We start from the raw sequence: 24,189 nt of genomic DNA, 5'->3' as shown, positions 1-24,189 counted from the left end.
CGTGAGCCGGGCCCTCACCCCCGGGGTGTCACCCCAGGCGGGTGACGTCCCGCACCGCGCCCTTGTCGGCGCTGAGGGCCATGGCCGCGTAGGCGCGCAGGGCCGTGGAGACCTTGCGCTCGCGGTCCTTCGGGGCGTAGACGCCGCCGAGGGCCTCGCGGCGGGCGGCCAGCTTCTCCTCGGGGACGAGGAGTTCCATCGTGCGGGCCGGGATGTCGATGCGGATCCGGTCGCCGTCCTCGACCAGGGCGATGGTGCCGCCGGAGGCCGCCTCGGGGGAGGCGTGGCCGATGGACAGGCCCGAGGTGCCGCCGGAGAAGCGGCCGTCGGTGATCAGCGCGCACGCCTTGCCCAGGCCCCGGCCCTTGAGGAACGAGGTGGGGTAGAGCATTTCCTGCATGCCGGGGCCGCCCTTGGGGCCCTCGTAGCGGATGACGACGACGTCGCCCTCCTTGACCTGCTTGTTCAGGATCCGCTCGACGGCCTCCTCCTGCGACTCGCAGACGACGGCCGGGCCTTCGAAGGTCCAGATCGACTCGTCGACGCCCGCGGTCTTCACGACGCAGCCGTCCTCGGCGAGGTTGCCGTAGAGGACCGCGAGCCCGCCCTCGGTGGAGTAGGCGTGCGCCAGGTCGCGGATGCAGCCGCCCTCGGCGTCGGTGTCGAGGGTGTCCCAGCGCTCGGACTGGGAGAAGGCGGTCGCGGAGCGGACGCAGCCGGGCGCGGCGTGGAACATCTCGACGGCCTCGGCGGAGGGCGAACCGCCGCGGATGTCCCACTGCTTGAGCCAGTCGGCGAGCGAGTCGGAGTGCACGGAGTGCACGTCCTCGTTGAGGAGGCCCGCGCGGTACAGCTCGCCGAGGATGGCGGGGATGCCGCCGGCCCGGTGGACGTCCTCCATGTAATAGACGCCGCCGGGGGCGATGTTGGGGGCGACCTTGGACAGGCAGGGCACCCGGCGGGAGATGCCGTCGATGTCCTGCATGCCGAAGTCGAGCCCGGCCTCCTGGGCGGCGGCCAGCAGGTGGAGGATCGTGTTGGTGGAGCCGCCCATGGCGATGTCGAGGGCCATGGCGTTCTCGAAGGAGGCGCGGGAGCCGATCGCGCGCGGCAGGACGGTCTGGTCGTCCTGCTCGTAGTGGCGCTTGGTGATCTCCACGACCGTGCGCCCCGCCGTCTCGTACAGCTCCTTGCGGGCGGTGTGGGTGGCCAGCACCGAGCCGTTCCCCGGCAGGGCGAGGCCGATCGCCTCGGTGAGGCAGTTCATCGAGTTGGCGGTGAACATGCCGGAGCAGGAACCGCAGGTCGGACAGGCGTTGTCCTCGATGAGGGCGATGTCCTCGTCCGAGACCTTGTCGTTGACGGCCTCGGAGATCGCGGTGATCAGGTCGAGCTTGCGGACCGTGCCGTCGACGAGGGTCGCGCGGCCGGACTCCATGGGGCCGCCGGAGACGAAGACGGTCGGGATGTTGAGCCGCATCGCGGCCATCAGCATCCCGGGCGTGATCTTGTCGCAGTTGGAGATGCAGATCAGCGCGTCCGCGCAGTGCGCCTCGACCATGTACTCGACGGAGTCGGCGATCAGGTCGCGGGAGGGGAGGCTGTAGAGCATCCCGCCGTGGCCCATCGCGATGCCGTCGTCGACGGCGATGGTGTTGAACTCGCGCGGGATGCCGCCCGCCGCGTGGATCGCCTCGCTGACGATCCGGCCGACCGGCTGGAGGTGGGTGTGGCCGGGCACGAACTCGGTGAAGCTGTTGGCCACGGCGACGATCGGCTTGCCGAAGTCCTCGCGCGCTACGCCGGAAGCCTGCATCAGGGCGCGGGCGCCCGCCATGTTGCGGCCGTGGGTGACGGTGCGAGACCTCAGCTCGGGCACGGTGCTCGGCTCCCTCGTAAGTGCGTCCTGCGAAAGCGGACCTGCGAATGGTTCGGAGTCTTCCGACTGTACGCCTGTGGGGCGCGAATCCCGATGCGGTGTCCGGATCCAGAGACGGGCGGCTCACCGTACGGAATCACGGATCACTTCTCGGTGAGGTACCGCTGGAGCGTCGGGCCCACCATGGCGACGATCTCGTCCACGGTCGCCGAGGCCACCGGCTCCATCTTGATCACGTACCGCAGCATCGCGACCCCGATGATCTGCGCGGCCGCCAGCTGCGCCCGGAACTTCGGGTCGGGGACGTCCAGGTCGCGCGCCATCCGCATCAGCAGCCGCCGCTCGATCAGCCCGCGCAGTACGGCGGCGGCCGCCTCGTTGGTGAGCGCGGAGCGCATCACGGCCAGCAGGGGCAGCCGGCTGACCGGGTTCTCCCAGGTGGCGAAGAAGTAGCGGGCCATCCGCTCGCCCGCGCCCTCCGGGCTGCCGCCGTGGACCGCGTCCGGGGCGCCCATGGCGGGGGCCAGGATCAGCTCGATCGCCGCGCCGAAGACCTGGTCCTTGGTGCCGAAGTAGTGGTGGACCAGCGCCGGGTCCACCTCGGCGGCCTTGGCGATCCCGCGGATCGACGCCTTGTCGTAGCCGCGCTCGGCGAATTCGTTGCGCGCCGCCGTCAGGATCCGGTCGCGGGCCCCCGGGCCGTCGGCCGCGCTGCCGCGGGCGGGGCGGCCGCGGCCGCGCCGGGGCCCGGTGGCGGGCGGCGGGGGCGGTGTGGCGGGGGTCACTTCCGGCGCACCGCCCTGCCCGCCCGGGAGGCCGGGGTCGGGGAGGCCAGATGGAGCCGGGTGAAGGCCAGCGCCTCCGCGAGATCGGCCTCGCGCTCGGTGGAGGACATGGCCCGCCGGGTGTTCACCTCGACCACCACATGGCCGTCGAAGCCGGTGGTGGCGAGACGTTCCAGCAGCTCCGCGCAGGGCTGGCTGCCGCGGCCCGGCACCAGGTGCTCGTCCTTGTTGGAGCCCTGGCCGTCGGCGAGGTGGAGATGGGCGAGCCGGTCGCCCATCCGGTCCACCATGTCCAGCGCGTCCGTCCGGGAGGTCGCGGTGTGCGAGAGGTCGATCGTGAAGTGCCGGTAGTCGTCCTTGGTGACGTCCCAGTCCGGCGCGTACGCGAGCATCTCGCGGTCGCGATAGCGCCACGGGAACATGTTCTCCACCGCGAACCGCACATCGGTCTCGTCCGCCATGCGCCAGATTCCGCGTACGAACTCGCGGGCGTAATTGCGCTGCCACCGGAACGGCGGGTGTACGACGACGGTCGACGCGCCGAGACGCTCGGCCGCCGCCTTGGCCCGCTGGAGCTTGACCCATGGATCGGTGGACCACACCCGCTGAGTGATCAGCAGACATGGCGCGTGCACGGCAAGGATCGGCACCCCGTGATACTCCGAGAGGCGGCGCAGCGACTCGATGTCCTGGCTGACCGGATCGGTCCACACCATGACCTCGACACCGTCGTAGCCCAGCCGCGCGGCGATCTCGAAGGCCGTCGCCGTCGACTCCGGATAGACCGAGGCGGTGGACAGGGCGACCTTCGCATCCGGGATGCGCACCACTGGCTCTGTCACGAGGGACAGCGTACGGCCGCTGCTCTGTGCGACTAAACCGCGACTGCGGATCACGTCATGCGGGCGTCATGTGGGCAGGTGGTCGAGGCGGCGCAGAATGACCCCCTCGCGCAGCGCCCACGGGCAGATCTCCAGCACGTCGACGCCGAACAGATCCATGGCGGCCTCCGCCACCAGCGCCCCCGCGAGCAGCTGCGGGGCCCGCCCCTCGGACACCCCCGGCAGCTCGGCGCGCTCCCCGGTGGGCATGGCCGCCAGCCGGGGCACCCACTCCTCCAGCGCCTTGCGGGTGAGCCTGCGCTCCACGTACAGGCCCTCGGCGGAGCGTGCCGCGCCCGCGATCCGGGCCAGCTGCTTGAACGTCTTGGACGTGGCGACCACCTCGTCCGGCATGCTGTGGCGGCTGAAGTCGCCGACGACGCGGGCTATCTCGGTCCGCACATGGCGCCGCAGCGCGCGGATGTCCTCCGGTCCCGGCGGATCGCCCGGCAGCCAGGCGGCGGTCAGCCGTCCCGCGCCCAGCGGCAGCGAGACGGCGGCGTCGGGCTCCTCGTCCAGCCCGTACGCGATCTCCAGCGAGCCGCCGCCGATGTCCAGGAGCAGCAGCCGCCCCGACGACCAGCCGCACCAGCGGCGGGCGGCCAGGAATGTGAGCCGGGCCTCGTCCTCGCCGCTGAGCACGCGCAGCCGTACGCCGGTCTCCTCGGCGACCCGGGCGAGGACGGCGTCGGCGTTGGCCGCCTCCCGGACCGCGGAGGTCGCGAACGGCAGCACCTCCTCGACGCCCTTGTCCTCGGCCGCCTCCAGCGCCTCACGGACCACCGCGATCAGCCGGTCGACGCCCTCGGAGCCGATGGCTCCGTCGCCGTCGAGGAGTTCGGCCAGCCGCAGTTCCGCCTTGTGGGAATGGGCGGGCAGCGGGCGGGCACCCTGGTGTGCGTCCACCACCAGCAGATGGACCGTATTCGAACCCACGTCGAGGACACCGAGTCTCATGGCCAGAACGCTACTGTGCGTCGGGCGTGGCCATGCGCGGGATCCCCGTTCCGAGTGCTTTCACGGTGGGGGCATACCCTTGCACCGTGGCAAAGACGAAAAAGGCGAAGCAGGACAAAGGCCAAAAGATCGCCCCGGAGTCGGAGCAGGTCCCGTCCCCGGCGGCCCCGCCCGCGGACGAGGTCGGCCTGGACTTCGCCCGCGCCTGGGTCGAATTCCCCGACCCCGCCGACGAGGAGCAGGTCTTCCGCTGCGATCTGACCTGGCTCACCTCGCGCTGGTCTTGCGTTTTCGGCCAGGGCTGCCAGGGCATCCAGGCAGGGCGCGCGAGCGACGGCTGCTGCACCCTGGGCGCGCACTTCTCCGACGAGGAGGACGAGGAGCGGGTCGCCCGCCACATGGGCCGGCTGACCCCGGAGATCTGGCAGTTCCACGACGAGGGGCACGCACGGGGCTGGATCCAGGAGGACGAGGACGGCGACCGTCAGACGCGCCGCCACGAGGGCTCGTGCATCTTCCAGAACCGCCCCGGTTTCGCGGGCGGCGCGGGCTGCTCGCTGCACATCCTGGCGCTGCGGGAGGGGCGCGAACCGCTGGAGACCAAGCCGGACGTCTGCTGGCAGCTGCCGGTGCGGCGGTCGTACGAGTGGATCGACCGCCCCGATGACACGCAGGTGCTCCAGGTCACGATCGGCGAATACGACCGGCGGGGGTGGGGCCCCGGTGGGCACGACCTGCACTGGTGGTGCACCTCGGCGGTGTCGGCCCACGGGGCCGGGGAGCCGGTGTACGTGTCGTACCGGCCGGAGCTGACGGAGCTGATGGGCAAGGCGGGGTACGACCGGCTGGCGGAGCTGTGCGAGGCGCGGCTGGCGGCTTCCCTGCCCCTGGTGGCCCCCCACCCGGCGGATCCGTCGGCCTGAGCGGGGCTTCTTCCCCCGCCCCGCCCCTTCCCGTAACCAGGGGGCTCCGCCCCCCGGGTACCCCCGTTTCCGGGGGCGCCGCCCGCGAGCCCCGCGGCCCGGTTTCGGACAACCGCGCGCCCGCCGCGGCGGTGCCCCGGCCCCCGCCCGCTCCCCCGGGCGCCCGCTCGTGCCGGGCGCCGGGCCGGTAGCCGATGACGCTGCGGGCGGGACGGCATGCCCCCGCACCCGGCGGGCCGGGGCGCGGCGGGAGGGCTGGGTGCTCCCGCCCCCGGTCCCGCACGTGCTTGGGCTCCGGTCCGAGGCTCCTCCGGCGCACGGGGTGGGCGCCGGTTCGTGGGCCTGCTCCGTTCGCTCACCGCGGCCCCGCTGTCGTCAGCCCTTGGGGGCGGGGGGTTCCGAAGGCGGTGGGGTGGAAGGGGGCGGGGTCGAGGGGGACGGGGTGGGGGTCGGGGGTGTGCCCCGGCCTTCGATGGCCACCATCGCGCCCGACGGTGCGACCGTCACCCGGGCTCGCCAGCGGCCCGGGGGCTCCCGGCCGTGGTCGACCGCGACCGTGATCGTCGTCGTATCGCCGGGGCGCAGCTCACCGGCGGTGCGGCTCAGGTGGAGCCAGGGGGCGCTGGGCGAGGCCGACCAGTGCACCGGGGTGCCGCCGGAGGCGGACAGGGTGATGAGCGTCGTATCGCCGCTCGGCTGGGCCTCCACGGTGAGGCGCCCGGGGCCGGGGGCGGGGCGGGACGGGGCGGACGCGCCGCCGGGGCGGCGCGGGGCGCTCCGGGAGCGGCCGGGGGCCTTGCCGGGCTGGTCACGGGCGTCGTCCGCGGCGATGACCTCGACGGTGACCTCCGACGCCGCACCGGCGCGGCTGCGCAGCCGGGGCGCGCCGGAACGGTCCTGCGCGCTGCCCGGCCGCCCGTACGCCCGCCCGGCGGACCGATCCTGCTCATCGGCCGGGGCCGTGTGCGCGCCGTCCGCGTTGGCGGCGGCCACCGAGTCCGTGTCGTGCTCGTCACCGGCGAGGGGCGCGCCCCGGTAGGCGGCCCACAGGGCGAGGACCGGGGCGGCCACGACGGTGGCGACCACGGTCGTGGTCAGGGCGCGGCTGCGCAGCCTGCTGCGGCGCGCGGCGCGGTCCTGGGGGTCCAGCGGGAAGCCGCGCCGGTCGAAGCGCGGACCGGCCGCGGCGCGCACGGGGCGGCCGCTCAGCGCGCACAGCATCGCGGCGTGCACGGCGGAGCGGGGCGCCTCCACGACCGGCAGCGCGGCGGGCGCGGCGGCGGTGCCGGGCCAGGGGCCGTCCGCGGTGGCCCGCTCGGCCATCCGCCGGCATTCGCGGCAGTCGTCGACATGGCGCACCAGCTCGCGGCGGAGGGCGGCGGAGAGCAGCACCTGGGTGTCGCCCGCGAGCCGGGCGACGACGGGGCAGTGGCCCAGCTCCACGACGGCGAGCGCGGCGCGGGTCCGCTCCACCTCGCAGGCGGCGCTGGAGAGCAGGGCGCGGGTCTCGTCGGGCTCCTTGCCGAGCGCGGCGGCGACCTCGGCGGGGGTGAGCTGGTGGCGGACGTGGAGCTCCAGCGCCTCGCGCTGCGCGGCGCTGGTCCCGGCGGCCTCGGGCCAGGCGAGCGCGGCGAGTTCGCGGCGGCGGCGGTCGGCGACGGGCTCGGGCAGCGCGGTGTCCGTAACCCCCCGACCCTCCCCGAACCCCTGCGGCTCCCGCCGCTCCCGCAGCTCGGCGAGCTTGCGCAGACAGGCCCAGCGGGCGACCGCGTAGAGCCATGGGCGGCTCGGCTCCTCCTCGGCCTCCGCACGCCCGCGCCCCCGGCCCCGGCCGAGCCGCCGCTCGGCGACGGCCAGCACATCGCCGAGCGTGACGGCCGCGGCGTCGTGCTCGCAGAGGACCGACAGGCAGTAGGTGAACAGACCGTCCAGATACGGCTCGTAGCGCGCGGGCGGCCGCTGGGGGCGCGTGGTGGTGACGCGGGGCGCGCGGCGCTCCGCCCGGTGTGCGCCGGCGGCGTGTGTCGAGTGCTCGGACCTGCTGCTCATCACCCGGCGACCGTAGGCGGATGAAGCAGACCCGCTCGCCTCACTTCGGCACTTTTAACCCTTACGGGTGACCATCTCCCTCATAAGGGGACAGGTGTCCTTCTTCCGTGCCGCAGAACTGCTATGAGCCCACAAGCAGCCTGCGAGCAGCCTGGGCGACCCGCTGTCGGCGGGCGACGCTAGCGTTGAGGCCATGGCTGCCCGTAGCTCCTCCCGTTCATCCGCCAAGGACCGGCCCTCCTACCGCTGCACCGAATGCGGCTGGACCACGGCCAAGTGGCTCGGCCGCTGCCCGGAATGCCAGGCCTGGGGCACGGTCGAGGAGTTCGGCGCGCCCGCCGTGCGGACCACCGCGCCCGGCCGGGTCACCTCGGCCGCCCTGCCGATCGGCCAGGTCGACGGCCGCCAGGCCACCGCCCGCTCCACCGGGGTGGACGAGCTGGACCGGGTGCTCGGCGGCGGTCTGGTCCCCGGCGCCGTGGTGCTGCTGGCCGGGGAGCCGGGCGTCGGCAAGTCGACGCTGCTGCTGGACGTCGCGGCGAAGGCGGCCACCGACGACCACCGGACGCTGTATGTGACGGGTGAGGAGTCGGCGGGTCAGGTCCGGCTGCGCGCCGACCGGATCGGGGCGCTGAGCGAGCATCTGTACCTCGCGGCCGAGACCGATCTGTCCGCCGTGCTGGGCCATCTCGACTCGGTCAAGCCGTCGCTGCTGATCCTGGACTCCGTGCAGACCGTCGCCTCGCCCGAGATCGACGGTGCGCCCGGCGGCATGGCCCAGGTGCGCGAGGTGGCCGGGGCGCTGATCCGGGCGTCCAAGGAGCGCGGCATGTCCACGCTGCTGGTCGGCCATGTGACCAAGGACGGGGCGATCGCGGGCCCCCGGCTGCTGGAGCACCTGGTCGACGTGGTGCTGCACTTCGAGGGCGACCGGCACGCCCGGCTGCGGCTGGTGCGCGGCGTCAAGAACCGTTACGGGGCGACGGACGAGGTGGGCTGCTTCGAGCTGCACGACGAGGGCATCACCGGCCTCGCCGACCCCTCGGGCCTGTTCCTGACCCGGCGCGCCGAGCCGGTGCCCGGCACCTGTCTGACCGTCACCCTGGAGGGCCGCCGCCCGCTGGTGGCCGAGGTGCAGGCGCTCACGGTCGACTCGCAGATCCCCTCCCCCCGCCGCACCACCTCAGGGCTTGAGACCTCCCGGGTCTCGATGATGCTGGCCGTCCTGGAGCAGCGCGGCCGGATCAACGCGCTGGGCAAGCGCGACATCTACAGCGCCACGGTGGGCGGGGTGAAGCTGTCGGAGCCCGCGGCGGACCTCGCGGTGGCGCTCGCGCTGGCGAGCGCCGCGAGCGACACCCCGCTGCCGAAGAACCTGGTGGCGATCGGCGAGGTGGGGCTCGCGGGCGAGGTCCGGCGGGTCACGGGGGTGCAGCGGCGGCTGTCCGAGGCCGCCCGGCTGGGCTTCACCCACGCCTTGGTGCCCACCGACCCGGGGCGCGTGCCCGACGGCATGCGGGTGCTGGAGGTGGCGGACATAGGGGACGCACTGCGCGTACTGCCCCGGCGCGAGCGTGCCGACAGGAGCCGCGCCGACGCCCCCGACCAGGGGTGATCCGCGGGGCGAACGCGGTGGTGAGCGCGGCGATCCGGACCGCAGGAGGAGCCGCGCTCCGGTTCCCGCCCGGGGGCGTACGCCGGGAGACCCCACGGGAGGCCGGGGACCGCCGGTAGACTTTGCCCTGGTCTCGCCCGTACGTGGCCTCGTACAGGGGCGCGGAGGGGCGACTCGCGGCACCGATTCAGACCTTGTGACGGAGGAGTGCAGTGGCAGCAGGCGACCGGGCATCGAATCCCGGCAAAGCCGACAGTCTGATGCGTGCCACTCTGAGCGCCGTCGCGCCGGGCACGGCGCTGCGCGACGGCCTTGAGCGCATTCTCCGTGGAAACACGGGCGGGCTCATCGTGCTCGGCACCGACAAGACCGTGGAGTCGCTGTGTACCGGCGGCTTCGTCATCGACGTCGAGTTCACCGCCACCCGGCTGCGCGAGCTGTGCAAGCTGGACGGGGCGCTGGTACTCGACAAGGACATCACCAAGATCGTGCGGGCGGGGGTGCAGCTCGTCCCTGACGCGGCGATCGCCACCGAGGAGACCGGCACCCGGCACCGCACCGCGCAGCGCGTCTCCATCCAGACCGGGTTCCCGGTCGTGTCCGTCAGCCAGTCCATGCGGCTGATCGCGCTGTACGTGGACGGGCTGCGGCGGGTCCTGGAGGACTCGGCGGCCATCCTGTCCCGCGCCAACCAGGCGCTGGCCACCCTGGAGCGCTACAAGCTGCGGCTGGACGAGGTCGCGGGCACGCTCTCCGCGCTGGAGATCGAGGACCTGGTCACCGTCCGGGACGTCAGCGCGGTCGCGCAGCGGCTGGAGATGGTGCGCCGCATCGCGACCGAGATCGCCGAGTACGTGGTGGAGCTGGGCACGGACGGACGGCTGCTGTCGCTCCAGCTGGACGAGCTGATCGCGGGCGTCGAGCCGGAGCGGGAGCTGGTCGTACGGGACTACGTGCCCGAGCCGACCGCCAAGCGCACCCGCACCGTCGCCGACGCGCTCGCCGAGCTGGACCGGCTCACCCACACCGAGCTGCTCGAACTTCCCATCGTGGCCCGCGCCCTGGGGTATTCGGGCTCCCCCGAGACGCTGGACTCGGCGGTCTCCCCGCGCGGCTTCCGGCTGCTGGCCAAGGTGCCGAGGCTGCCGGGGGCGATCATCGAGCGGCTGGTGGAGCACTTCGGCGGGCTCCAGAAGCTGCTGGCCGCGAGCGTGGACGATCTCCAGATGGTCGACGGCGTGGGCGAGGCCCGGGCGCGTTCGGTCCGCGAGGGCCTGTCCCGGCTGGCGGAGTCGTCGATCCTCGAGCGGTACGTATAGGACACGGCTGAGGGGGCCGGAACCGCGTCGGCGGTTCCGGCCCCCTCTTCTGTGCTCAATCCTTGGCGAGGACGATGGAGACCTTGTCCGTACCCAGGCCGTCCAGCTCCGCCTCGACCAGATAGGTGCCCGCGGCGGCGGTCTTGCCGCCCTTCGGCGTCGCGCAGTGGGCGGCGCTGCGCTCGCGGTCCCATTCCACGGTGCGCTTGGTCTCGCCGGAGGCGGGCACCTCGATCAGGGCGGTGGCGGTGCCCTTGGGGCAGTCGTCCGACGCCCAGACGTGCTGGTTGTCCGCGTCCGTGATGGTGAGTGAGGCGGCGTCCCGGCCGAAGTCCACCGCGCAGGAGCTGTTCGAGGAGTTCTTCACGGTGATTTCGAACGTCGGCTTCTCATCCGGCTCGTACGTGTTCTTCACCTTCGCGTCCTTGACGCTGCGCACCCTCAGCTCGACGTCGCCGCGCTTGCACTCCGCCAGGCTCGACCCGACCGGCAGCCCCCGGCCGTCGCCCTCGCCGAGTCCGTCGCCGGTGCCGCCGGTGGCCCCGGTGCCGCCCGTACCACCGTCGCCCGCCGCGCCGCCGGACCCGGTGCCCGTACCGCCGTCACCGCCGGAGTCATCGGAGCCGGAGCCGGAACCCGAGCCCGGGCCGTCGCCGGTGCCGCCGGTGTCCGACTCGTCGCGCCCGCCCGGCCGTTCGCTGTTCACCGGCCCGGAGGAGGTCGGTCCGGGGGTGATCGTACGGGCGGGTCCGCCGCCGCCCGGCCCCTTGCCCTCGTCGCTTCCGCCGCCGCCCGAACCACCCCAGCCGAAGGCCCAGATGACGAGCAGCGCGATGACGGCGAGCAGGGCCAGCGCAACAGCCCTCCGCCGCCAGTAGATGGAGGAGGGAAGCGGCCCGATCGGATTGCGCAGAGATCCCACGCGGAAACTCTATGGGAGATCGCCCCCGACACCCGCCAATAACCGCCGCTGGACTCACTACTTTTCTCATCATCCGACCGGATCGGCCAGCTGGGCGACAGCGGGCCGGGCGGTCCCCGGCCACCCGCCGCGCGACCGGGGCAGAATTACGCCGATTTGAACGTATTTGACACGGCTCGACCCGAACGCCCGCGCCCTCGGCCCCCATCCGGCGTTCCACCGTGTCAGGATCGGATGTGATGACTGCCATTTCCGCCGCCCCGGCCGCCGCTATCCCGACCCCCGACGGTGCCGAGCTCCACCGGCCCGTCATCGACTGGTTCGACGCCCACGCCCGCGACCTCCCCTGGCGCCGCCCGGAGGCCGGTGCGTGGGGCGTGATGGTCAGCGAGTTCATGCTCCAGCAGACGCCGGTGAACCGGGTGCTGCCGGTGTACGAGCAGTGGCTCGCCCGCTGGCCGCGCCCCGCCGACCTGGCCGCCGAACCGCCCGGCGAGGCGGTCCGCGCCTGGGGGCGGCTCGGCTATCCGCGCCGCGCGCTGCGGCTGCACGGCGCCGCGGCGGCCATAAGGGAGCGGCACGGCGGTGACGTACCGAAGGAGCACGCGCAGCTCCTCGCGCTGCCGGGGGTCGGCGAGTACACGGCGGCGGCCGTGGCCTCGTTCGCGTACGGACAGCGCCATCCGGTGCTGGACACCAACGTCCGCCGGGTGTTCGCGCGGGCGATCGGCGGCGTCCAGTACCCGCCGAACGCCACGACCGCCGCCGAGCGCAAGCTCGCCCGCGCCCTGCTGCCGGACGACGAGCGGACGGCGGCGAGCTGGGCGGCGGCCACGATGGAGCTGGGCGCGCTGGTCTGCACGGCCCGCACCCCCGACTGCGCCCGCTGCCCCATCGCGGCGTCCTGCGCCTGGCGCGGGGCCGGTTCGCCGGAGCACGACGGCCCGCCGCGGCGCGCCCAGACGTACGCGGGGACGGACCGTCAGGTGCGCGGCAAGCTGCTGGCGGTGCTGCGGGAGGCGGTCGCGCCGGTGCCGCAGGCGACGCTGGACCAGGTGTGGAACGAGCCGGTGCAGCGGGCCAGGGCACTCGACGGGCTGGTCTCCGACGGTCTCGTCGAACCGCTCGCCGGCGGCCTCTACCGGCTGCCCCTGACGTGATGTCGGACTGACCGAATTCACGGCCTCACCAGGCATCCTGTGACAGAGCTGTGACACTTCGAGGACCCGGTTCTGACACACCGTCGAACCGGGTTCCACTGTTACACAACCTATGGACAGCTGTGCGCATCCCGAGGTGCTGACGAACATGGCGCCGCAACAGCGCCTCCGTAGCGTCCTTCTCGTTCCGGCCGAGCGGCCGGGATCCAACGTGGGGAAGACGCGGGATGGAGGGCTGCACGATGACCGGCAGCAGCGGCAAGGTTCTGGACTTCGAGGAGTACGTGCGCAACCGGCAGGACGCGCTGCTGCGCAGCGCCCGCCGCCTGGTTCCGGACCCGATCGAGGCGCAGGACCTCCTCCAGACCGCGCTCGTGCGCACCTACGGCCGCTGGGACGGGATAGCCGACAAGTCCCTCGCCGACGCGTATCTCCGCCGCGTCATGATCAACACCCGGACCGAGTGGTGGCGGGCCCGCAAGCTGGACGAGGTGCCCACCGAGCAGCTGCCGGAGGCCAGCGTCGAGGACGGCACCGAGCAGCACGCCGACCGGGCCCTGCTGATGGACATCCTCGGAGTGCTGGCTCCCAAGCAGCGCAGTGTCGTGGTGCTGCGACACTGGGAGCAGATGACGACGGAGGAGACGGCGGAGGCGCTCGGTATGTCGACCGGCACGGTCAAGAGCACGCTGCACCGGGCGCTCGCGCGGCTGCGGCAGGAGCTGGAGAGCCGCGAGCTGGACGCCCGCGCGCTCGGCCGCGAGCCGGCGGGCGAGCCCGCCGCCGCGAAGCCGCTCCGGGCGGGGAACAAGGTCCGGCGTGACCGCCAGGAGCGGGGGCAGGAACGGTGCGCGGCCTGATCAAGGCCACTCCCGGCAGGAATGCCATCATCACCGGCGGCGCGGTCGTGGGCCTCGCGGCCGCCGGGGGCTGGATGCTGGCCGGATGCGGATCCGGCAGCCAGGGCGTCCGTACGGAGGGCCCGGCGCGCACCCAGTGGACCTCCTCACCGGCCCAGGACCAGGGCTCGTACGCGGGCAGCAGCGGGACGAGCAAGCCGCCCGCCGTGCAGAAGGCCGACGCGGTGCGGCTGATCAAGGACGACCCGAAGGTCGGCCGGGATCTGAAGGCGCACCTCCAGCCGTGCACGGCGAAGGCCACCAAGGCGAAGCCGGTCAAGGGCTACCCGGTGGAGGTGGCCCGGGGGAAGCTGACCGGACCCACCGCGTCCGATCTCGTTATCAACGTCACGACCTGCGACGACGGCTTCGGCATCGGCTCGTATGTGTACCGCAAGGTGGGGCAGGGGTACGAGAACGTCTTCAGCGACGAGCAGCCGCCGGTCTACGCCGACGTGGTCAAGGGTGATCTGAGCGTCACCAAGCTCACGTACGCCTCGGGGGACACCGTCTGCTGTCCCTCGCGCGAGGACGTCATCACCTACCGTTGGGCTGCGAGCAGGCAGGCGTTCACCGTGATCCGGCACAAGCACACCGACTACAGCAAGAGCAGCCCCACGGACGAGCCCGCTCCCAGCGCCTCCGCGACGAACGGCGGCGAGGACGACGGAACGGAAGGCTGAACCGACGCTGTGGCCGAAACCCATGTGCTCTTCGTCGAGGACGACGACGTCATCCGCGAGGCCACCCAGCTCGCCCTGGAGCGCGACGGCTTCCTGGTGACCGCCGCGCCCGACGGGCTGACCGGACTTGAGCGGTTCCGCGCCGACCGGCCCGACATCGCGCTGCTGGATGTGATGGTGCCGGGCCTGGACGGGGTCAGCCTGTGCCGCCGGATCCGTGACGAGTCCACCGTGCCCGTGATCATGCTGTCGGCCCGCGCCGACTCGATCGACGTGGTGCTGGGCCTGGAGGCCGGGGCCGACGACTACGTCACCAAGCCCTTCGACGGCGCCGTGCTGGTCGCCCGCATCCGGGCCGTGCTGCGCCGCTTCGGCCACGCCAGCGGCCCCGGCGGCCGCGGCGGCGAGCAGCCGGGACCCGAGGAGCCCGAGGGCGGGGTACTGCGCTTCGGCGACCTGGAGGTCGACCCGGAGGGCATGGAGGTCCGCAAGGGCGGTGAGCAGGTCGCGCTGACGCCGACCGAGATGCGGCTGCTGCTGGAGTTCTCGACCGCGCCCGGCACCGTGCTCTCCCGCGACCGGCTGCTGGAGCGGGTGTGGGAGTACGGCTGGGGCGGGGACACCCGGGTGGTGGACGTCCACGTCCAGCGGCTGCGCGGAAAGATAGGCCAGGACCGCATCGAGACGGTCCGCGGCTTCGGCTACAAGCTCAGGGGCTGAAGCAGGACCATGGTGGGACTCGCGCTCCGCTCCGGACTGCGCTGGAAGGTCAGCCTGGCGATCGCCGCGGTGAGCGCGCTGGTCGCGGTCGCGCTGAGCCTCGTCGTCCACAACGCGGCCCGGGTCTCGATGCTCGACAACAGCCGCACCGTGATGGACGAGCGGGTCAAGGTCGCCCAGAAGTGGTACGAGGAGTCCCGGGTGCTGGGCTTCGGCGCCAAGCTGGACGACCCGCGGCTGCCCGAGGACCTGCGGAAGTTCGCGGCGCGCGGGCAGCGCGCCACCTATCTGGAGGACTCCGGCACCGGCAGCCCCGAGGTGTGGGCGTCGGTGCCGCTGCGCGACGGCAAGGTGCTCTCCGTCCACACCCGCTTCCAGGACCGCTTCGCCGTCCTGGACGACCTCGACCGGGTGCTGATCCTCGGCTCGGTCTCCGTGGTGCTGGGCGGCATCGCGCTCGGCGTGCTCATCGGCGACCAGCTCTCGCGACGGCTGCGCAAGGCCGCCACCGCGGCCCGCAAGCTCGCCGAGGGCGACTCCGAGGTGCGGGTACGGGACGCCATCGGCGGCCGGGTGCGCGACGAGACCGACGACCTGGCGCGCGCCGTCGACGGCATGGCTGAGGCGCTCCAGGAGCGGCTGGAGGCGGAGCGCCGGGTCACCGCCGACATCGCGCACGAGCTGCGCACCCCCGTCACCGGGCTGCTCACCGCCGCCGAGCTGCTGCCCCCTGGCCGCCCCACCGAGCTGGTGCGGGACCGGGCGCAGGCGATGCGCACGCTGGTGGAGGACGTACTGGAGGTGGCCCGGCTGGACGGCTTCGCCGAGCGCGCCGAACTCCAGGAGATAGAGCTGGCCGAGTTCATCACCCGCCGGGTGCGCGTGGTGTCCCCGGACGCCGTGGTCACGGTGGCCCGGGACGCCTACGTCTCCACCGATCCGCGGCGGCTGGAGCGCATCCTGGGCAATCTGCTGGCCAACGCGGCCCGGCACGGCAAGCCGCCGTTCGAGGTCACCGTGGAGGGCCGGGTGCTGCGGGTCCGCGACCACGGTCCTGGCTTCCCGGAGGCGCTGCTGAAGGACGGGCCGAGCCGGTTCCGTACCGGCAGCAAGGACCGGGCGGGCAAGGGCCACGGGCTGGGCCTGACCATCGCCGCGGGCCAGGCCAGGGTGCTGGGCGCGCGGCTGACGTTCCGTAACACGGACCCGGCGGCCGAGGACGGGGACGGCGCGGTGGCGGTGCTCTGGCTGCCGGAGTCGGCGCCCACCAACACCGGCAGCTTCCCCGTCATCGAGGTGCCGGACTGACCGCCCCTGGCTGGAGACATGACGCGAGCCGCCCGCCCCTCGGCAGGGGCGGGCGGCTCGCTGTGGTTCCGTTGCGGGTCAGACGGGCTCGGCGACCGGCGTCGCATCGGCCGGGGCCTCACCGTCGGTGGCCTTGGAGGGGGCGGTCCGCAGCGGGACCTCCTTGATGAACCAGGCCGCGAGGAAGCCCACGATGCTGATCACCGCGCCCCACAGGAACACCTGGTGGGCGCCGCTGGCCACGGCGTGCATGTAGGCGTCCTTGATGGGCGGGGGCAGGTGCTTGATGCTCTCCGGGTCGAGCTGGGCGCTGCCGGAGGTCGCGGCCGCGGCCTTGGCGCCGCCGCGCTCGGCCATGGTCTTGCCCACCTGGTTGGTGAACAGGGCGCCGAGGATCGCGACGCCGAAGGAGCCGCCCAGGGTGCGGAAGAGGGTCGCGGAGGAGCTGCCGACGCCCATGTCCTTCATCTCGACGCTGTTCTGCGCGATCAGCATGGTCGTCTGCATCAGGAAGCCCATGCCCGCGCCGAGCACCGTCATGTAGATGCCGGAGGTGAGGCGGGTGGTCTCGGTGTCCATCTGCGCCAGCAGGAACATGCCCGTGGTGATCAGGACGCCGCCCAGGATCGGGAAGATCTTGTACTTGCCGGTCTGGGTGGTGACCCGGCCCGCGACCAGCGAGACGACCATCATGCCGAGCAGCATCGGGAGCAGCAGCAGTCCGGAGTTGGTGGCGCTGGCGCCCTGCACGGTCTGCTGGAAGAGCGGCAGGAAGGTCATCGAGCCGAACATCACGAAACCGGTGAGGAAGCCGATGACGGTGACCAGCGAGAAGTTGCCGATCCGGAAGATGTGCAGCGGCAGGACGGGTTCGGCGACCCGCTTCTCGACGAACAGGAACGCGGCGAGCGCCACGACACCGAGCACCCCGAGCCCGATGATCTCGACCGAGTCCCAGGCGTACTCGTTGCCGCCCCAGGTGGTGAGCAGCACGAGCGCGGTGATGCCCACGGTCAGCAGGGCAGCGCCGGTGTAGTCGATCCGTCCCTCGAAGCGCTTCTTCGGCAGGTGCAGCACCGCGCTGATCGCGAACAGGGCGATCGCGCCGAGCGGGATGTTGATGTAGAAGATCCAGCGCCAGCCGAGGTGGTCGGTGAGGGTGCCGCCGACGAGCGGGCCACCGATCATGGCGATGGCCATGACCCCGGCCATGATGCCCTGGTACCGGCCGCGCTCGCGCGGCGGCACCAGATCGCCGATGATCGCCATCACGCCGACCATCAGACCGCCCGCGCCCAGGCCCTGGAGGGCCCGGAAGCCGATCAGCTGGCCCATCGTCTGCGCCATGCCGGACAGGGCCGAGCCGACGAGGAAGATGCCGATCGAGGTGAGGAAGACGCCCTTGCGGCCGTACATGTCGCCGAGCTTGCCCCAGATGGGGGTCGAGGCGGCGGTCGCCAGGGTGTACGCGGTCACCACCCAGGACAGGTGGTCGAGCCCGCCGAGCTCGCCGACGATGGTCGGCATCGCGGTGCCGACGATCATGTTGTCGAGCATCGCGAGCAGCATCGCGATCATGAGCGCCAGGATCACCACGCTGGTGCTGCGCGTCTTCGGCTCCTTGCCCTGCTTGCCCGGCGCGGGCCGGGCGGTGCCCTGTGCGGGCAGGGAAGCGGATGACGCTTCACCTCGTGATTGCTTCTGGGACATGATCTCCATTCCCCCTGGTTACGACGAGCTCCGGCGACCTGCCACTTACTTGCCGCCCGGCTAGTTGAGTACAGTGGAACGGTAAGGCGCCAACTAGCCGGGCGTCAAGTAAGTTATGTTCGGCCTGCTCAGAGGGCTGGCCCCACCCCCACAGGAGAGCATCTTGAGCAGCACATCGCGCCGGGGCGACACCCGTCAGCGCATCCAGGACGTCGCTCTGGACCTCTTCGCCAAGCAGGGATACGAGAAGACCTCGCTCCGCGAGATCGCCGAACAGCTCGACGTCACCAAGGCCGCGCTCTACTACCACTTCAAGACCAAGGAAGACATCGTCCTCAGCCTCTTCCAGGACCTGAGCAGGCCCCTCGACGAGCTGATCGCCTGGGGCGAGCGGCAGCCCCGCACCCTGGAGACCAAGCAGGAGCTGGTGCGCCGCTACAGCGAGGCCCTCACCGGAGTCGAACCGCTGCTGCGCTTCATGCAGGAGAACCAGGCGACGGTGCGCGAGCTGAGCATCGGCCAGACCTTCAAGGACCGGATGATCGCGATGTCCGCCCTCATCCGCGACCCCGACGCCGGACTGACCGACCAGGTCCGCTGCACGACCGCGCTCTTCAGCGTCCACGCGAGCCTCTTCGCGATGCAGACGATCGAGGGCGACCCCGAGGAGAAGCGGCAAGCAGTCCTCGAAGTCGCCCTCGATCTTCTGACCCAGGCGCACGCGCCAGCGGGGCGCCTGGGCGACCGGTAGGCCCGTAGGGCCGTGAGGTCAGACCCTTGGTCAGACCTTCACGCCGTGGGCGCGCAGGAAGGCCAGCGGCTCCACGGCCGAGCCGTAGTTCGGCGTCGTGCGGATCTCGAAGTGCAGGTGCGGACCGGTGGTGTTGCCGGTGTCGCCGGACAGCCCGATCTGCTGGCCGGTGGTCACGCTCTGGCCTATGCGTACGTCGATCCGGGAGAGGTGCGCGTACTGCGAGTACGTCTGGTCGTCGTGCTTGATCACGATGGCGTTGCCGTACGCCGGACCGTCGCCGCCACCGTACGGGCCCGCCTTGACGACGACCCCGGTGTGCGCGGCACGCACCGGGGTGCCGGTGGGCACCACGAAGTCCTGGCCGCTGTGGTTGTGCGACCACAGGTTGCCCGCGAGCCCGAAGCGGGCGCCCAGGACGAACTTGGCGACCGGGGTCTCCCACCCGTCGGCCTTCTTGGCGGCGGCCTTCGCCGGGGCGCTCGCGTCCGCGGCGAACGTCACCCCGGCGCCGAGCACGAGCGAGGCGCCCACACCCACGGCGATCACGGCGGCGCGGGCCCGCGCGAGGGAGGAATACGAATGCGGATAACGACGGGTCGTGGCGCGCGGGGCCATAGGGGGATACCTCCGGGGAATGCGTGAAGTCGACGCCCCTTGTTATCCCGTTCGCGCGATATGGCCAAGATGCGGTTCTACTAAGCGGATGCGTAGTTCTTGTCGCCCCGGCACCCTTTTCCGTACGGAATTCCGCGCCGCCTGACCTGCCCGGACGCCCACTATCCGCAGGGTTCCTAATTCCCGTAGTAGATGAGGGAAACCCTGTGCCGCATATCACCCCGCCCCCGTTTCGCAGGGACTTTCGGGTGTCCGTTTCGGGACCAAAGTCCCCACGCCGCCGCTATGCTGTCCGGCCAGGAGCCACCACTACCGGGGGGAATGGGACGTGGATCCCGCAGTCATCGGCGCGCGCCTCGCGTCCAGCGCCGTCGCACCGCTCATCAAGAAACTGTTCGTGCGGGAGGGGCCGGGCGCCGGGCTGGTGGACCAGCCGGTCCGCATCTCGTCCCTCGTCTCCTTCCGCGGTGAGAAGAGCACGCTGGAGCTGAACGACCTCCACAGGCTGGCCGCCGAACTCGTGGCCCACGCCACCCAGCACGCCGGTCCGGGCGAGCGGCCCTGCCCCGCCGACGAGGACGAGTTGGTCGCCCTCCACCTGGCGACGGCCCTCCACGCCCTGGGCGACCTCGACATGGACGACGTCCAGGCGGTCGGGCTCGGCCACCAGGCCCTCGCCCGCCGACTCATCGACACCGCCCTCGCCCAGGGCAACAAGCTGTTCCTCAGCCAGGCCGGAACCGTCCTCTACCGGCGCCTCCTGGACACCGCCTGCCTGCACATCCTGCACTTCTTCACCCAGCGCTCGACCTTCGTCTCCCGCACCCTGGTCGAGCAGAGCGGTCAGCTCACCGAACTCATCACCAAGATCGACATCCTGATCGAGCGGCTGCCGTCGCAGTCCGCGCAGGACGCCGCGTTCGAGCGCCGGTACGCCGACTTCACGGTCAGGAAGCACGGCACGCTGACCATCGTCGGCATCGACCTCAGCCACGCCGAGGCCACCTGGCCGCTGGACGCCGCGTACCTCAGCCTGGAGGCCGTCTCCCAGGACGCTTCTCCCCTCGGCCTCGAAAGCGGCACCCCGCTCGCCACCCTCCCCGCCGACCGGGCCCTCTCCGGCCACGAGCGCGTCCTGCTGCGCGGGGTCGCGGGCTCCGGCAAGACCACCCTCGTCCAGTGGCTCGCCGTCTCCGCCGCCCAGCAGGAACCGCCGCGCGGTCTTGAGCAGTTGATCGGGCGCGTGCCCTTCGTCCTCCCCCTGCGCACCATCGCCCGCCAGGACGCCCTGCCCTCCCCCGCCCGCTTCCTCGGCGCCGTCCACTGCCCCCTGGACGGCGCCCAGCCGGACGGCTGGGCCGACCGCGTCCTGACCGCCGGGCGCGGACTGCTGCTGGTCGACGGCATCGACGAGATCCCCGAACGCGACCGCGAGCGCACCCGCGCCTGGCTGGCCGACCTGCTCCTCGCCTACCCCGGCAACCTGTGGCTCGTCACCTCCCGCCCCTCCGCCGTCGCCGACGGCTGGCTGGCCGCCCAGCACTTCAGCGAGTTCACGCTGTCCCCGATGAGCCGCGACGACATGGCCGCGTTCATCGACCGCTGGCACGACGCGGCGCGCCGGACCTGCCGCACGGACGACGAGCGCGCGCCCCTCGACGCGTACCGGACGGCCCTCCACACGGCCGTCCGCACCAAGCAGGACCTCAGCCGCCTCGCCACCAACCCCCTGATGTGCGGCCTCATCTGCGCCCTCCACCGCGCCCGCCGCGGCTACCTCCCACCCGGCCGCAAGGCCCTGTACGACGCGGCCCTGTCCATGCTCCTCACCCGCCGCGACACCGAACGCCACGTCTACGCCCCCGGCGACGTCCAGCTGGACGAGGAACCGCAGATCCAGCTCCTCCAGCGGCTGGCGTACTACCTGATCCGCAACGGCGAGGCCGAACTCGACCGCGACCGGGCCGAGGCCATCATCGCCGAGGCCCTGCCGTCCGTCCCGGCGGCGCAGCCGCTCGGCGACGCGTCGGCCATCCTGCGCCATCTCCTGCTGCGCAGCGGGCTGCTGCGAGAGCCGTCAGTGGGCACCGTGGAGTTCGTCCACCGCACCTTCCAGGACTACCTGGGCGCGAAGGCGGCGGTCGAGGTGTGGGACGTGGGCCTGCTCGTCAGGAACGCCCACGACTCCCAGTGGGAAGACGTCATCCGCATGGCCGTGGCCCACGGACGGCCGCGTGAGCGGGCCGAGTTGCTGGGCAAGCTGCTGGAGCTGGCGAAACGTGATACGGAGTCGTCGCTTCGTCTGTTCCTGCTGGCCATGGCCTGCCTTGAGCACGCGCCGGATCTGGATCCGGCGATACGCGAAGAGGTCACCCGGCACGCCATGCGCTTCATCCCACCGCCGAACGTCCTGCGCGCCTGGGAACTCGCCGCGGTGGGCCCTCTCGTCCTGGAGCTCCTGCCGCCACCGGACGGTCTCACGGACGACCAGGCGCAATGCTGTGTCTCCACCGCCTCGCACATCGGCACGGACGCTGCCATCCCCTACCTGTCCCAATTCGCTGCCCATCCGGACCGCGCCGTGCGCTCACAGCTCGCCTCCAGCTGGGCGCAGTTCGACACCGAGCGCTACTTCACCGAGGTGATTCTGCGCCTCGACCGGGAGGACCTGTACTTCGTGGCCGAGTCCATGGAGCACCTGCGCCTGCTCCAGGACACCGGCCCACGTCCATACCTGATCCTGCGCGGTGACTTCAGCGAGAGCGAACTCAAGGGCCGCCTCCATGGCGACAAGGCCACCCGGCTGCGCTTGGAGGGAAACGACGCCGTCGCCGACCTCGGCGCCATCAGCCACCTGACGAACCTCGAAACCCTGTATCTGACCCGATGCCCCAAAGCCCGTGACCTGACCCCCCTCTCCCGACTCGCCCTCCGCACCCTGTTCTACGAACCGCTCGGACTTGGTGACGACTCGGCGGCCTTCCCTGAGGGCCTGGACAAGCTGACGGCACTGGACCGGCTGAAGGTAACCATCAGCCAGCCCTCTCCACTGCCGATCCCGATCCTCTTCCCCCCTCGGCTCACCTCGCTGGATCTGTTTGTCGTGGGAGACACGCTGGACACCACCTGGCTCGCCAGCGCAAACCCTCGGCTCCGCAATTTGAATGTCGCGTTCACCCAGCTCGCCGGCCAGTCCGTCGACCTGTCCCCACTCGCTGACCTCCCCGACCTGCATAGTGTCACCGTCATCAACGCGGACGTCCTGGACCTGCAAGCACTTCCGGGCGTCACCGTGACGGCGTTCGGCCCCTGACCCGGGAGCGCTCGGCCTTCAGTAGGCGCTGGTAGTCCGTGAGCAGGCGCAGCAGCGCGAAGCCGGTGCCGAGGGGGACGGCGCCGATCACAAGTTGCGGCTGCTGCGGGTCGGCGAGATCGGCCCGTATCTCCGGCAGCCGCACGCCGTGTTCGGCGAGTTCGTCGCAGAGGAATTCGGCGACCCGCTCAGCGGGGGCGGGGCTCATGCGGCGCTCTCGGGCGGGACGTTCAGCTCGAACCAGACGGCCTTGCCCGTGCCCTCGGTCGGCTCGTCCACGGTCAGGCCGACGACGTCCGACAGGGCCGTGACCAGGAACAGCCCGCGCCCGTTGGTGTCATCGCTGGCCGCGCGGCGGGGCGCGGGCAGGGCGGGGCCGTCATCGTGAACCGTGACCCGTACCCAGGTGCGCTCAATGGTGGCGGCAAGCCGTACGTCGCCCTTCCCGTGCCGGTAGACGTTGGTGACTAACTCCGACGTGCACATGGCCGCCGTGTCGGCGAGTTGGCCCAGGCCGGAGGCGGCGAGGACGGCGCGTACGAAGTCGCGACACAGTCGCGGGGCGGTCGGGAGGGCGGGGGCGGTGAGGGTGTAGTGGAGCGGGAGTTCGGCGTGTACGCCCATGAGACGCCTCCGTGGCGTTCCGTGAAATGGGGATTGCGCGACACTCTTCAGCTCCGCTGTGTGACTGCCGCCACACATACGGTAGAGTTTTGGGATGACAAGTTCAACCTTTTCGCGAGAACGAGTGGACCGACCCACCCCCCAACGGCAGACTGTGCCCCACACCCTGAGGAGAGACCCCGTTGGCACTGCGAACCAGCCCCACCGAACGACAGCGCCGCCTGGGCGCCGAGCTTCGAAGATTGCGCGAGCAAGCAGGGTTGACGTTGCACGAGGCCGGAGCGCTCATCGACATGGGTCGGGTGCACCTGACCCACGTCGAGGGCGGTCGCACGGCGATCCCGACCGATCGACTCCGGCAGCTTTGCGCATCGTATGGGTGCACGAGTTCACCCATAATCGAAGCGCTCGTCAGCCTCGCGGAGACCAAGGGCAAGGGCTGGTGGAGCGACTACAAGAAGCACATGCCCGCCGCAGCACTCGACTTGGCGGAGCTTGAGTCCCGGGCCACCAGCCTGCGTTCCTACGAGTCGCTGTTCATCCCCGGCGTCTTTCAGTCGGAGGACTACATCCGCGCCATCTTCCGGGGCAGCGACGTGGTGACGAACCCCGTCGACATCGACCGGGCAGTCGAGTTTCGACTGCGTCGCCATGCCATGCTCACTGGCGAAGAGCCGCCAACTGTCCATGCCGTGATCCACGAGGCTGCGTTGCACATGCGGTTCGGCGGCTCGGCCGTGACGCGCAAGCAGTTGCTGCGACTCGTGGAACTGGCGGAACTGCCGCATGTGACGATTCAGGTCCTGCCCTTCACAGCGGACGGCGTTCCCATGGTGAACACACCCTTCAACCTGATCGCTTCGCACGGCGGGATTCTGGAAACCATCCAGATGGACCACGCCAGCCAGTCCATGTTCCTCCATGACCCGGACTCGGTCACCCAGTACCGGCAGCACTTCGACCGGCTCGGTTCCGTAGCCCTTCCGCCAGTGGACGGTGGTTCTTCCGCGCTCAGCCATGACGTGCGGGACTCGCTCGGCCTGATCCAACACATCCTCTACAGCCATTACTAG

At 71.8% G+C, this 24,189-nt stretch carries 21 protein-coding genes; 11 read left to right on the top strand and 10 right to left on the bottom strand.

Translation table 11 applies throughout. The annotated features are described in order from the left end of the window. Positions 1–28: 28 nt before the first annotated feature. The 4 genes from ilvD to ACH4TL_RS42555 form a co-directional block, all read right to left on the bottom strand. On the bottom strand, positions 29–1,879 hold the full coding sequence (gene ilvD, locus ACH4TL_RS42570; RefSeq protein ID WP_398329535.1) for a dihydroxy-acid dehydratase: 1,851 nt from the start codon (positions 1,877–1,879) through the stop codon (positions 29–31). 143 nt (positions 1,880–2,022) lie between these two features. Next, positions 2,023–2,664 carry a TetR family transcriptional regulator gene (locus ACH4TL_RS42565; protein WP_398329538.1) on the bottom strand — a complete coding sequence of 214 codons (642 nt, stop codon included), beginning with the start codon at positions 2,662–2,664 and terminating at the stop codon, positions 2,023–2,025. Continuing rightward, a complete protein-coding gene (locus ACH4TL_RS42560; protein WP_398329540.1) occupies positions 2,661–3,506 on the bottom strand; it encodes a sugar phosphate isomerase/epimerase family protein in 846 nt (281 codons plus the stop codon). The genes ACH4TL_RS42565 and ACH4TL_RS42560 overlap by 4 nt, the downstream gene beginning before the upstream one ends. Positions 3,507–3,572: 66 nt before the next feature. Then, on the bottom strand, positions 3,573–4,502 hold the full coding sequence (locus ACH4TL_RS42555) for a Ppx/GppA family phosphatase (RefSeq protein ID WP_398329543.1): 930 nt from the start codon (positions 4,500–4,502) through the stop codon (positions 3,573–3,575). 86 nt (positions 4,503–4,588) lie between these two features. Between ACH4TL_RS42555 and ACH4TL_RS42550 the strand changes: the two genes are divergently transcribed. After that, positions 4,589–5,425, top strand: coding sequence for a hypothetical protein (locus ACH4TL_RS42550; protein ID WP_398329546.1), 837 nt, complete (start codon positions 4,589–4,591; stop codon positions 5,423–5,425). Positions 5,426–5,800: 375 nt separating this feature from the next. On the opposite strand, the gene ACH4TL_RS42545 is transcribed toward ACH4TL_RS42550, so the two are convergent. Continuing rightward, the gene (locus tag ACH4TL_RS42545; protein ID WP_398329549.1) at positions 5,801–7,474 is read right to left on the bottom strand and encodes a sigma-70 family RNA polymerase sigma factor; all 1,674 of its coding nucleotides are present in this window, start codon (positions 7,472–7,474) and stop codon (positions 5,801–5,803) included. A gap of 193 nt (positions 7,475–7,667) precedes the next feature. Between ACH4TL_RS42545 and radA the strand changes: the two genes are divergently transcribed. Both radA and disA read left to right on the top strand, forming a co-directional pair. After that, positions 7,668–9,089: a DNA repair protein RadA gene (gene radA, locus ACH4TL_RS42540; protein WP_398329552.1), complete on the top strand. Its 1,422-nt coding sequence runs from the start codon at positions 7,668–7,670 to the stop codon at positions 9,087–9,089. Between the two features lie 260 nt (positions 9,090–9,349). Further along, entirely contained in the window at positions 9,350–10,408 is a 1,059-nt protein-coding gene (disA, locus tag ACH4TL_RS42535) for a DNA integrity scanning diadenylate cyclase DisA (protein WP_398329555.1), read from the top strand. 55 nt (positions 10,409–10,463) lie between these two features. Here disA and ACH4TL_RS42530 read toward each other — a convergent pair whose 3' ends face one another. After that, on the bottom strand, positions 10,464–11,330 hold the full coding sequence (locus ACH4TL_RS42530; protein WP_398329558.1) for a hypothetical protein: 867 nt from the start codon (positions 11,328–11,330) through the stop codon (positions 10,464–10,466). 239 nt (positions 11,331–11,569) lie between these two features. On the opposite strand from ACH4TL_RS42530, the gene ACH4TL_RS42525 reads away from it, so the two are divergent. From ACH4TL_RS42525 to cseC, 5 genes are all read left to right on the top strand, one after another. Further along, positions 11,570–12,490, top strand: coding sequence for an A/G-specific adenine glycosylase (locus ACH4TL_RS42525; protein WP_398329561.1), 921 nt, complete (start codon positions 11,570–11,572; stop codon positions 12,488–12,490). 242 nt (positions 12,491–12,732) lie between these two features. Then, on the top strand, positions 12,733–13,350 hold the full coding sequence (locus ACH4TL_RS42520; protein ID WP_398329564.1) for a SigE family RNA polymerase sigma factor: 618 nt from the start codon (positions 12,733–12,735) through the stop codon (positions 13,348–13,350). Next, complete coding sequence (locus ACH4TL_RS42515; RefSeq protein WP_398329567.1) at positions 13,338–14,072, top strand: hypothetical protein; 735 nt, start codon at positions 13,338–13,340, stop codon at positions 14,070–14,072. Before ACH4TL_RS42520 ends, ACH4TL_RS42515 begins: the two co-directional genes overlap by 13 nt. 9 nt (positions 14,073–14,081) lie before the next feature. Next, positions 14,082–14,792: a two-component system response regulator CseB gene (cseB, locus tag ACH4TL_RS42510; RefSeq protein WP_398329570.1), complete on the top strand. Its 711-nt coding sequence runs from the start codon at positions 14,082–14,084 to the stop codon at positions 14,790–14,792. A 9-nt stretch (positions 14,793–14,801) separates the two neighbouring features. Beyond that, positions 14,802–16,100, top strand: a complete 1,299-nt coding sequence (gene cseC / locus ACH4TL_RS42505) for a two-component system sensor histidine kinase CseC (RefSeq protein WP_398329573.1) — start codon at positions 14,802–14,804, stop codon at positions 16,098–16,100. 78 nt (positions 16,101–16,178) lie between these two features. Here cseC and ACH4TL_RS42500 read toward each other — a convergent pair whose 3' ends face one another. Further along, positions 16,179–17,810 (bottom strand): MDR family MFS transporter, encoded by a 1,632-nt coding sequence (locus ACH4TL_RS42500; RefSeq protein ID WP_398329576.1) that lies wholly within the window; start codon positions 17,808–17,810, stop codon positions 16,179–16,181. 163 nt (positions 17,811–17,973) lie between these two features. On the opposite strand from ACH4TL_RS42500, the gene ACH4TL_RS42495 reads away from it, so the two are divergent. Next, positions 17,974–18,561 (top strand): TetR/AcrR family transcriptional regulator, encoded by a 588-nt coding sequence (locus ACH4TL_RS42495; protein ID WP_398329579.1) that lies wholly within the window; start codon positions 17,974–17,976, stop codon positions 18,559–18,561. A gap of 30 nt (positions 18,562–18,591) precedes the next feature. Here ACH4TL_RS42495 and ACH4TL_RS42490 read toward each other — a convergent pair whose 3' ends face one another. Then, complete coding sequence (locus ACH4TL_RS42490) at positions 18,592–19,179, bottom strand: M23 family metallopeptidase (RefSeq protein ID WP_398329582.1); 588 nt, start codon at positions 19,177–19,179, stop codon at positions 18,592–18,594. A gap of 328 nt (positions 19,180–19,507) precedes the next feature. On the opposite strand from ACH4TL_RS42490, the gene ACH4TL_RS42485 reads away from it, so the two are divergent. After that, a complete protein-coding gene (locus ACH4TL_RS42485) occupies positions 19,508–22,492 on the top strand; it encodes an NACHT domain-containing protein (protein ID WP_398329585.1) in 2,985 nt (994 codons plus the stop codon). On the opposite strand, the gene ACH4TL_RS42480 is transcribed toward ACH4TL_RS42485, so the two are convergent. Both ACH4TL_RS42480 and ACH4TL_RS42475 read right to left on the bottom strand, forming a co-directional pair. Further along, positions 22,467–22,700 carry a hypothetical protein gene (locus ACH4TL_RS42480; protein ID WP_398329588.1) on the bottom strand — a complete coding sequence of 78 codons (234 nt, stop codon included), beginning with the start codon at positions 22,698–22,700 and terminating at the stop codon, positions 22,467–22,469. The genes ACH4TL_RS42485 and ACH4TL_RS42480 overlap by 26 nt on opposite strands. Further along, on the bottom strand, positions 22,697–23,116 hold the full coding sequence (locus tag ACH4TL_RS42475) for an ATP-binding protein (RefSeq protein WP_398329591.1): 420 nt from the start codon (positions 23,114–23,116) through the stop codon (positions 22,697–22,699). The genes ACH4TL_RS42480 and ACH4TL_RS42475 overlap by 4 nt, the downstream gene beginning before the upstream one ends. A 182-nt stretch (positions 23,117–23,298) precedes the next feature. On the opposite strand from ACH4TL_RS42475, the gene ACH4TL_RS42470 reads away from it, so the two are divergent. Then, positions 23,299–24,189, top strand: a complete 891-nt coding sequence (locus ACH4TL_RS42470; protein WP_398329594.1) for a helix-turn-helix domain-containing protein — start codon at positions 23,299–23,301, stop codon at positions 24,187–24,189.

The sequence above is a fragment of the Streptomyces sp. NPDC021115 genome (genome assembly GCF_044333065.1).
GTDB lineage: Bacteria > Actinomycetota > Actinomycetes > Streptomycetales > Streptomycetaceae > Streptomyces.
The sequence above is the reverse complement of the archived record's forward strand: the minus strand, read 5'-3'. Positions and strand labels throughout refer to the sequence as shown.

Coding starts and splice junctions, on each gene's coding strand:
- cseC (WP_398329573.1), top strand. CDS start 14,802: ATGGTGGGACTCGCGCTCCGCTCCGGACTGCGCTGGAAGGTCAGCCTG.
- disA (WP_398329555.1), top strand. CDS start 9,350: ATGCGTGCCACTCTGAGCGCCGTCGCGCCGGGCACGGCGCTGCGCGAC.
- ACH4TL_RS42475 (WP_398329591.1), bottom strand. CDS start 23,116: ATGGGCGTACACGCCGAACTCCCGCTCCACTACACCCTCACCGCCCCC.
- ACH4TL_RS42520 (WP_398329564.1), top strand. CDS start 12,733: ATGACCGGCAGCAGCGGCAAGGTTCTGGACTTCGAGGAGTACGTGCGC.
- ACH4TL_RS42545 (WP_398329549.1), bottom strand. CDS start 7,474: ATGAGCAGCAGGTCCGAGCACTCGACACACGCCGCCGGCGCACACCGG.
- ACH4TL_RS42555 (WP_398329543.1), bottom strand. CDS start 4,502: ATGAGACTCGGTGTCCTCGACGTGGGTTCGAATACGGTCCATCTGCTG.
- ACH4TL_RS42490 (WP_398329582.1), bottom strand. CDS start 19,179: ATGGCCCCGCGCGCCACGACCCGTCGTTATCCGCATTCGTATTCCTCC.
- ACH4TL_RS42480 (WP_398329588.1), bottom strand. CDS start 22,700: ATGAGCCCCGCCCCCGCTGAGCGGGTCGCCGAATTCCTCTGCGACGAA.
- ACH4TL_RS42525 (WP_398329561.1), top strand. CDS start 11,570: ATGACTGCCATTTCCGCCGCCCCGGCCGCCGCTATCCCGACCCCCGAC.
- ACH4TL_RS42500 (WP_398329576.1), bottom strand. CDS start 17,810: ATGTCCCAGAAGCAATCACGAGGTGAAGCGTCATCCGCTTCCCTGCCC.
- radA (WP_398329552.1), top strand. CDS start 7,668: ATGGCTGCCCGTAGCTCCTCCCGTTCATCCGCCAAGGACCGGCCCTCC.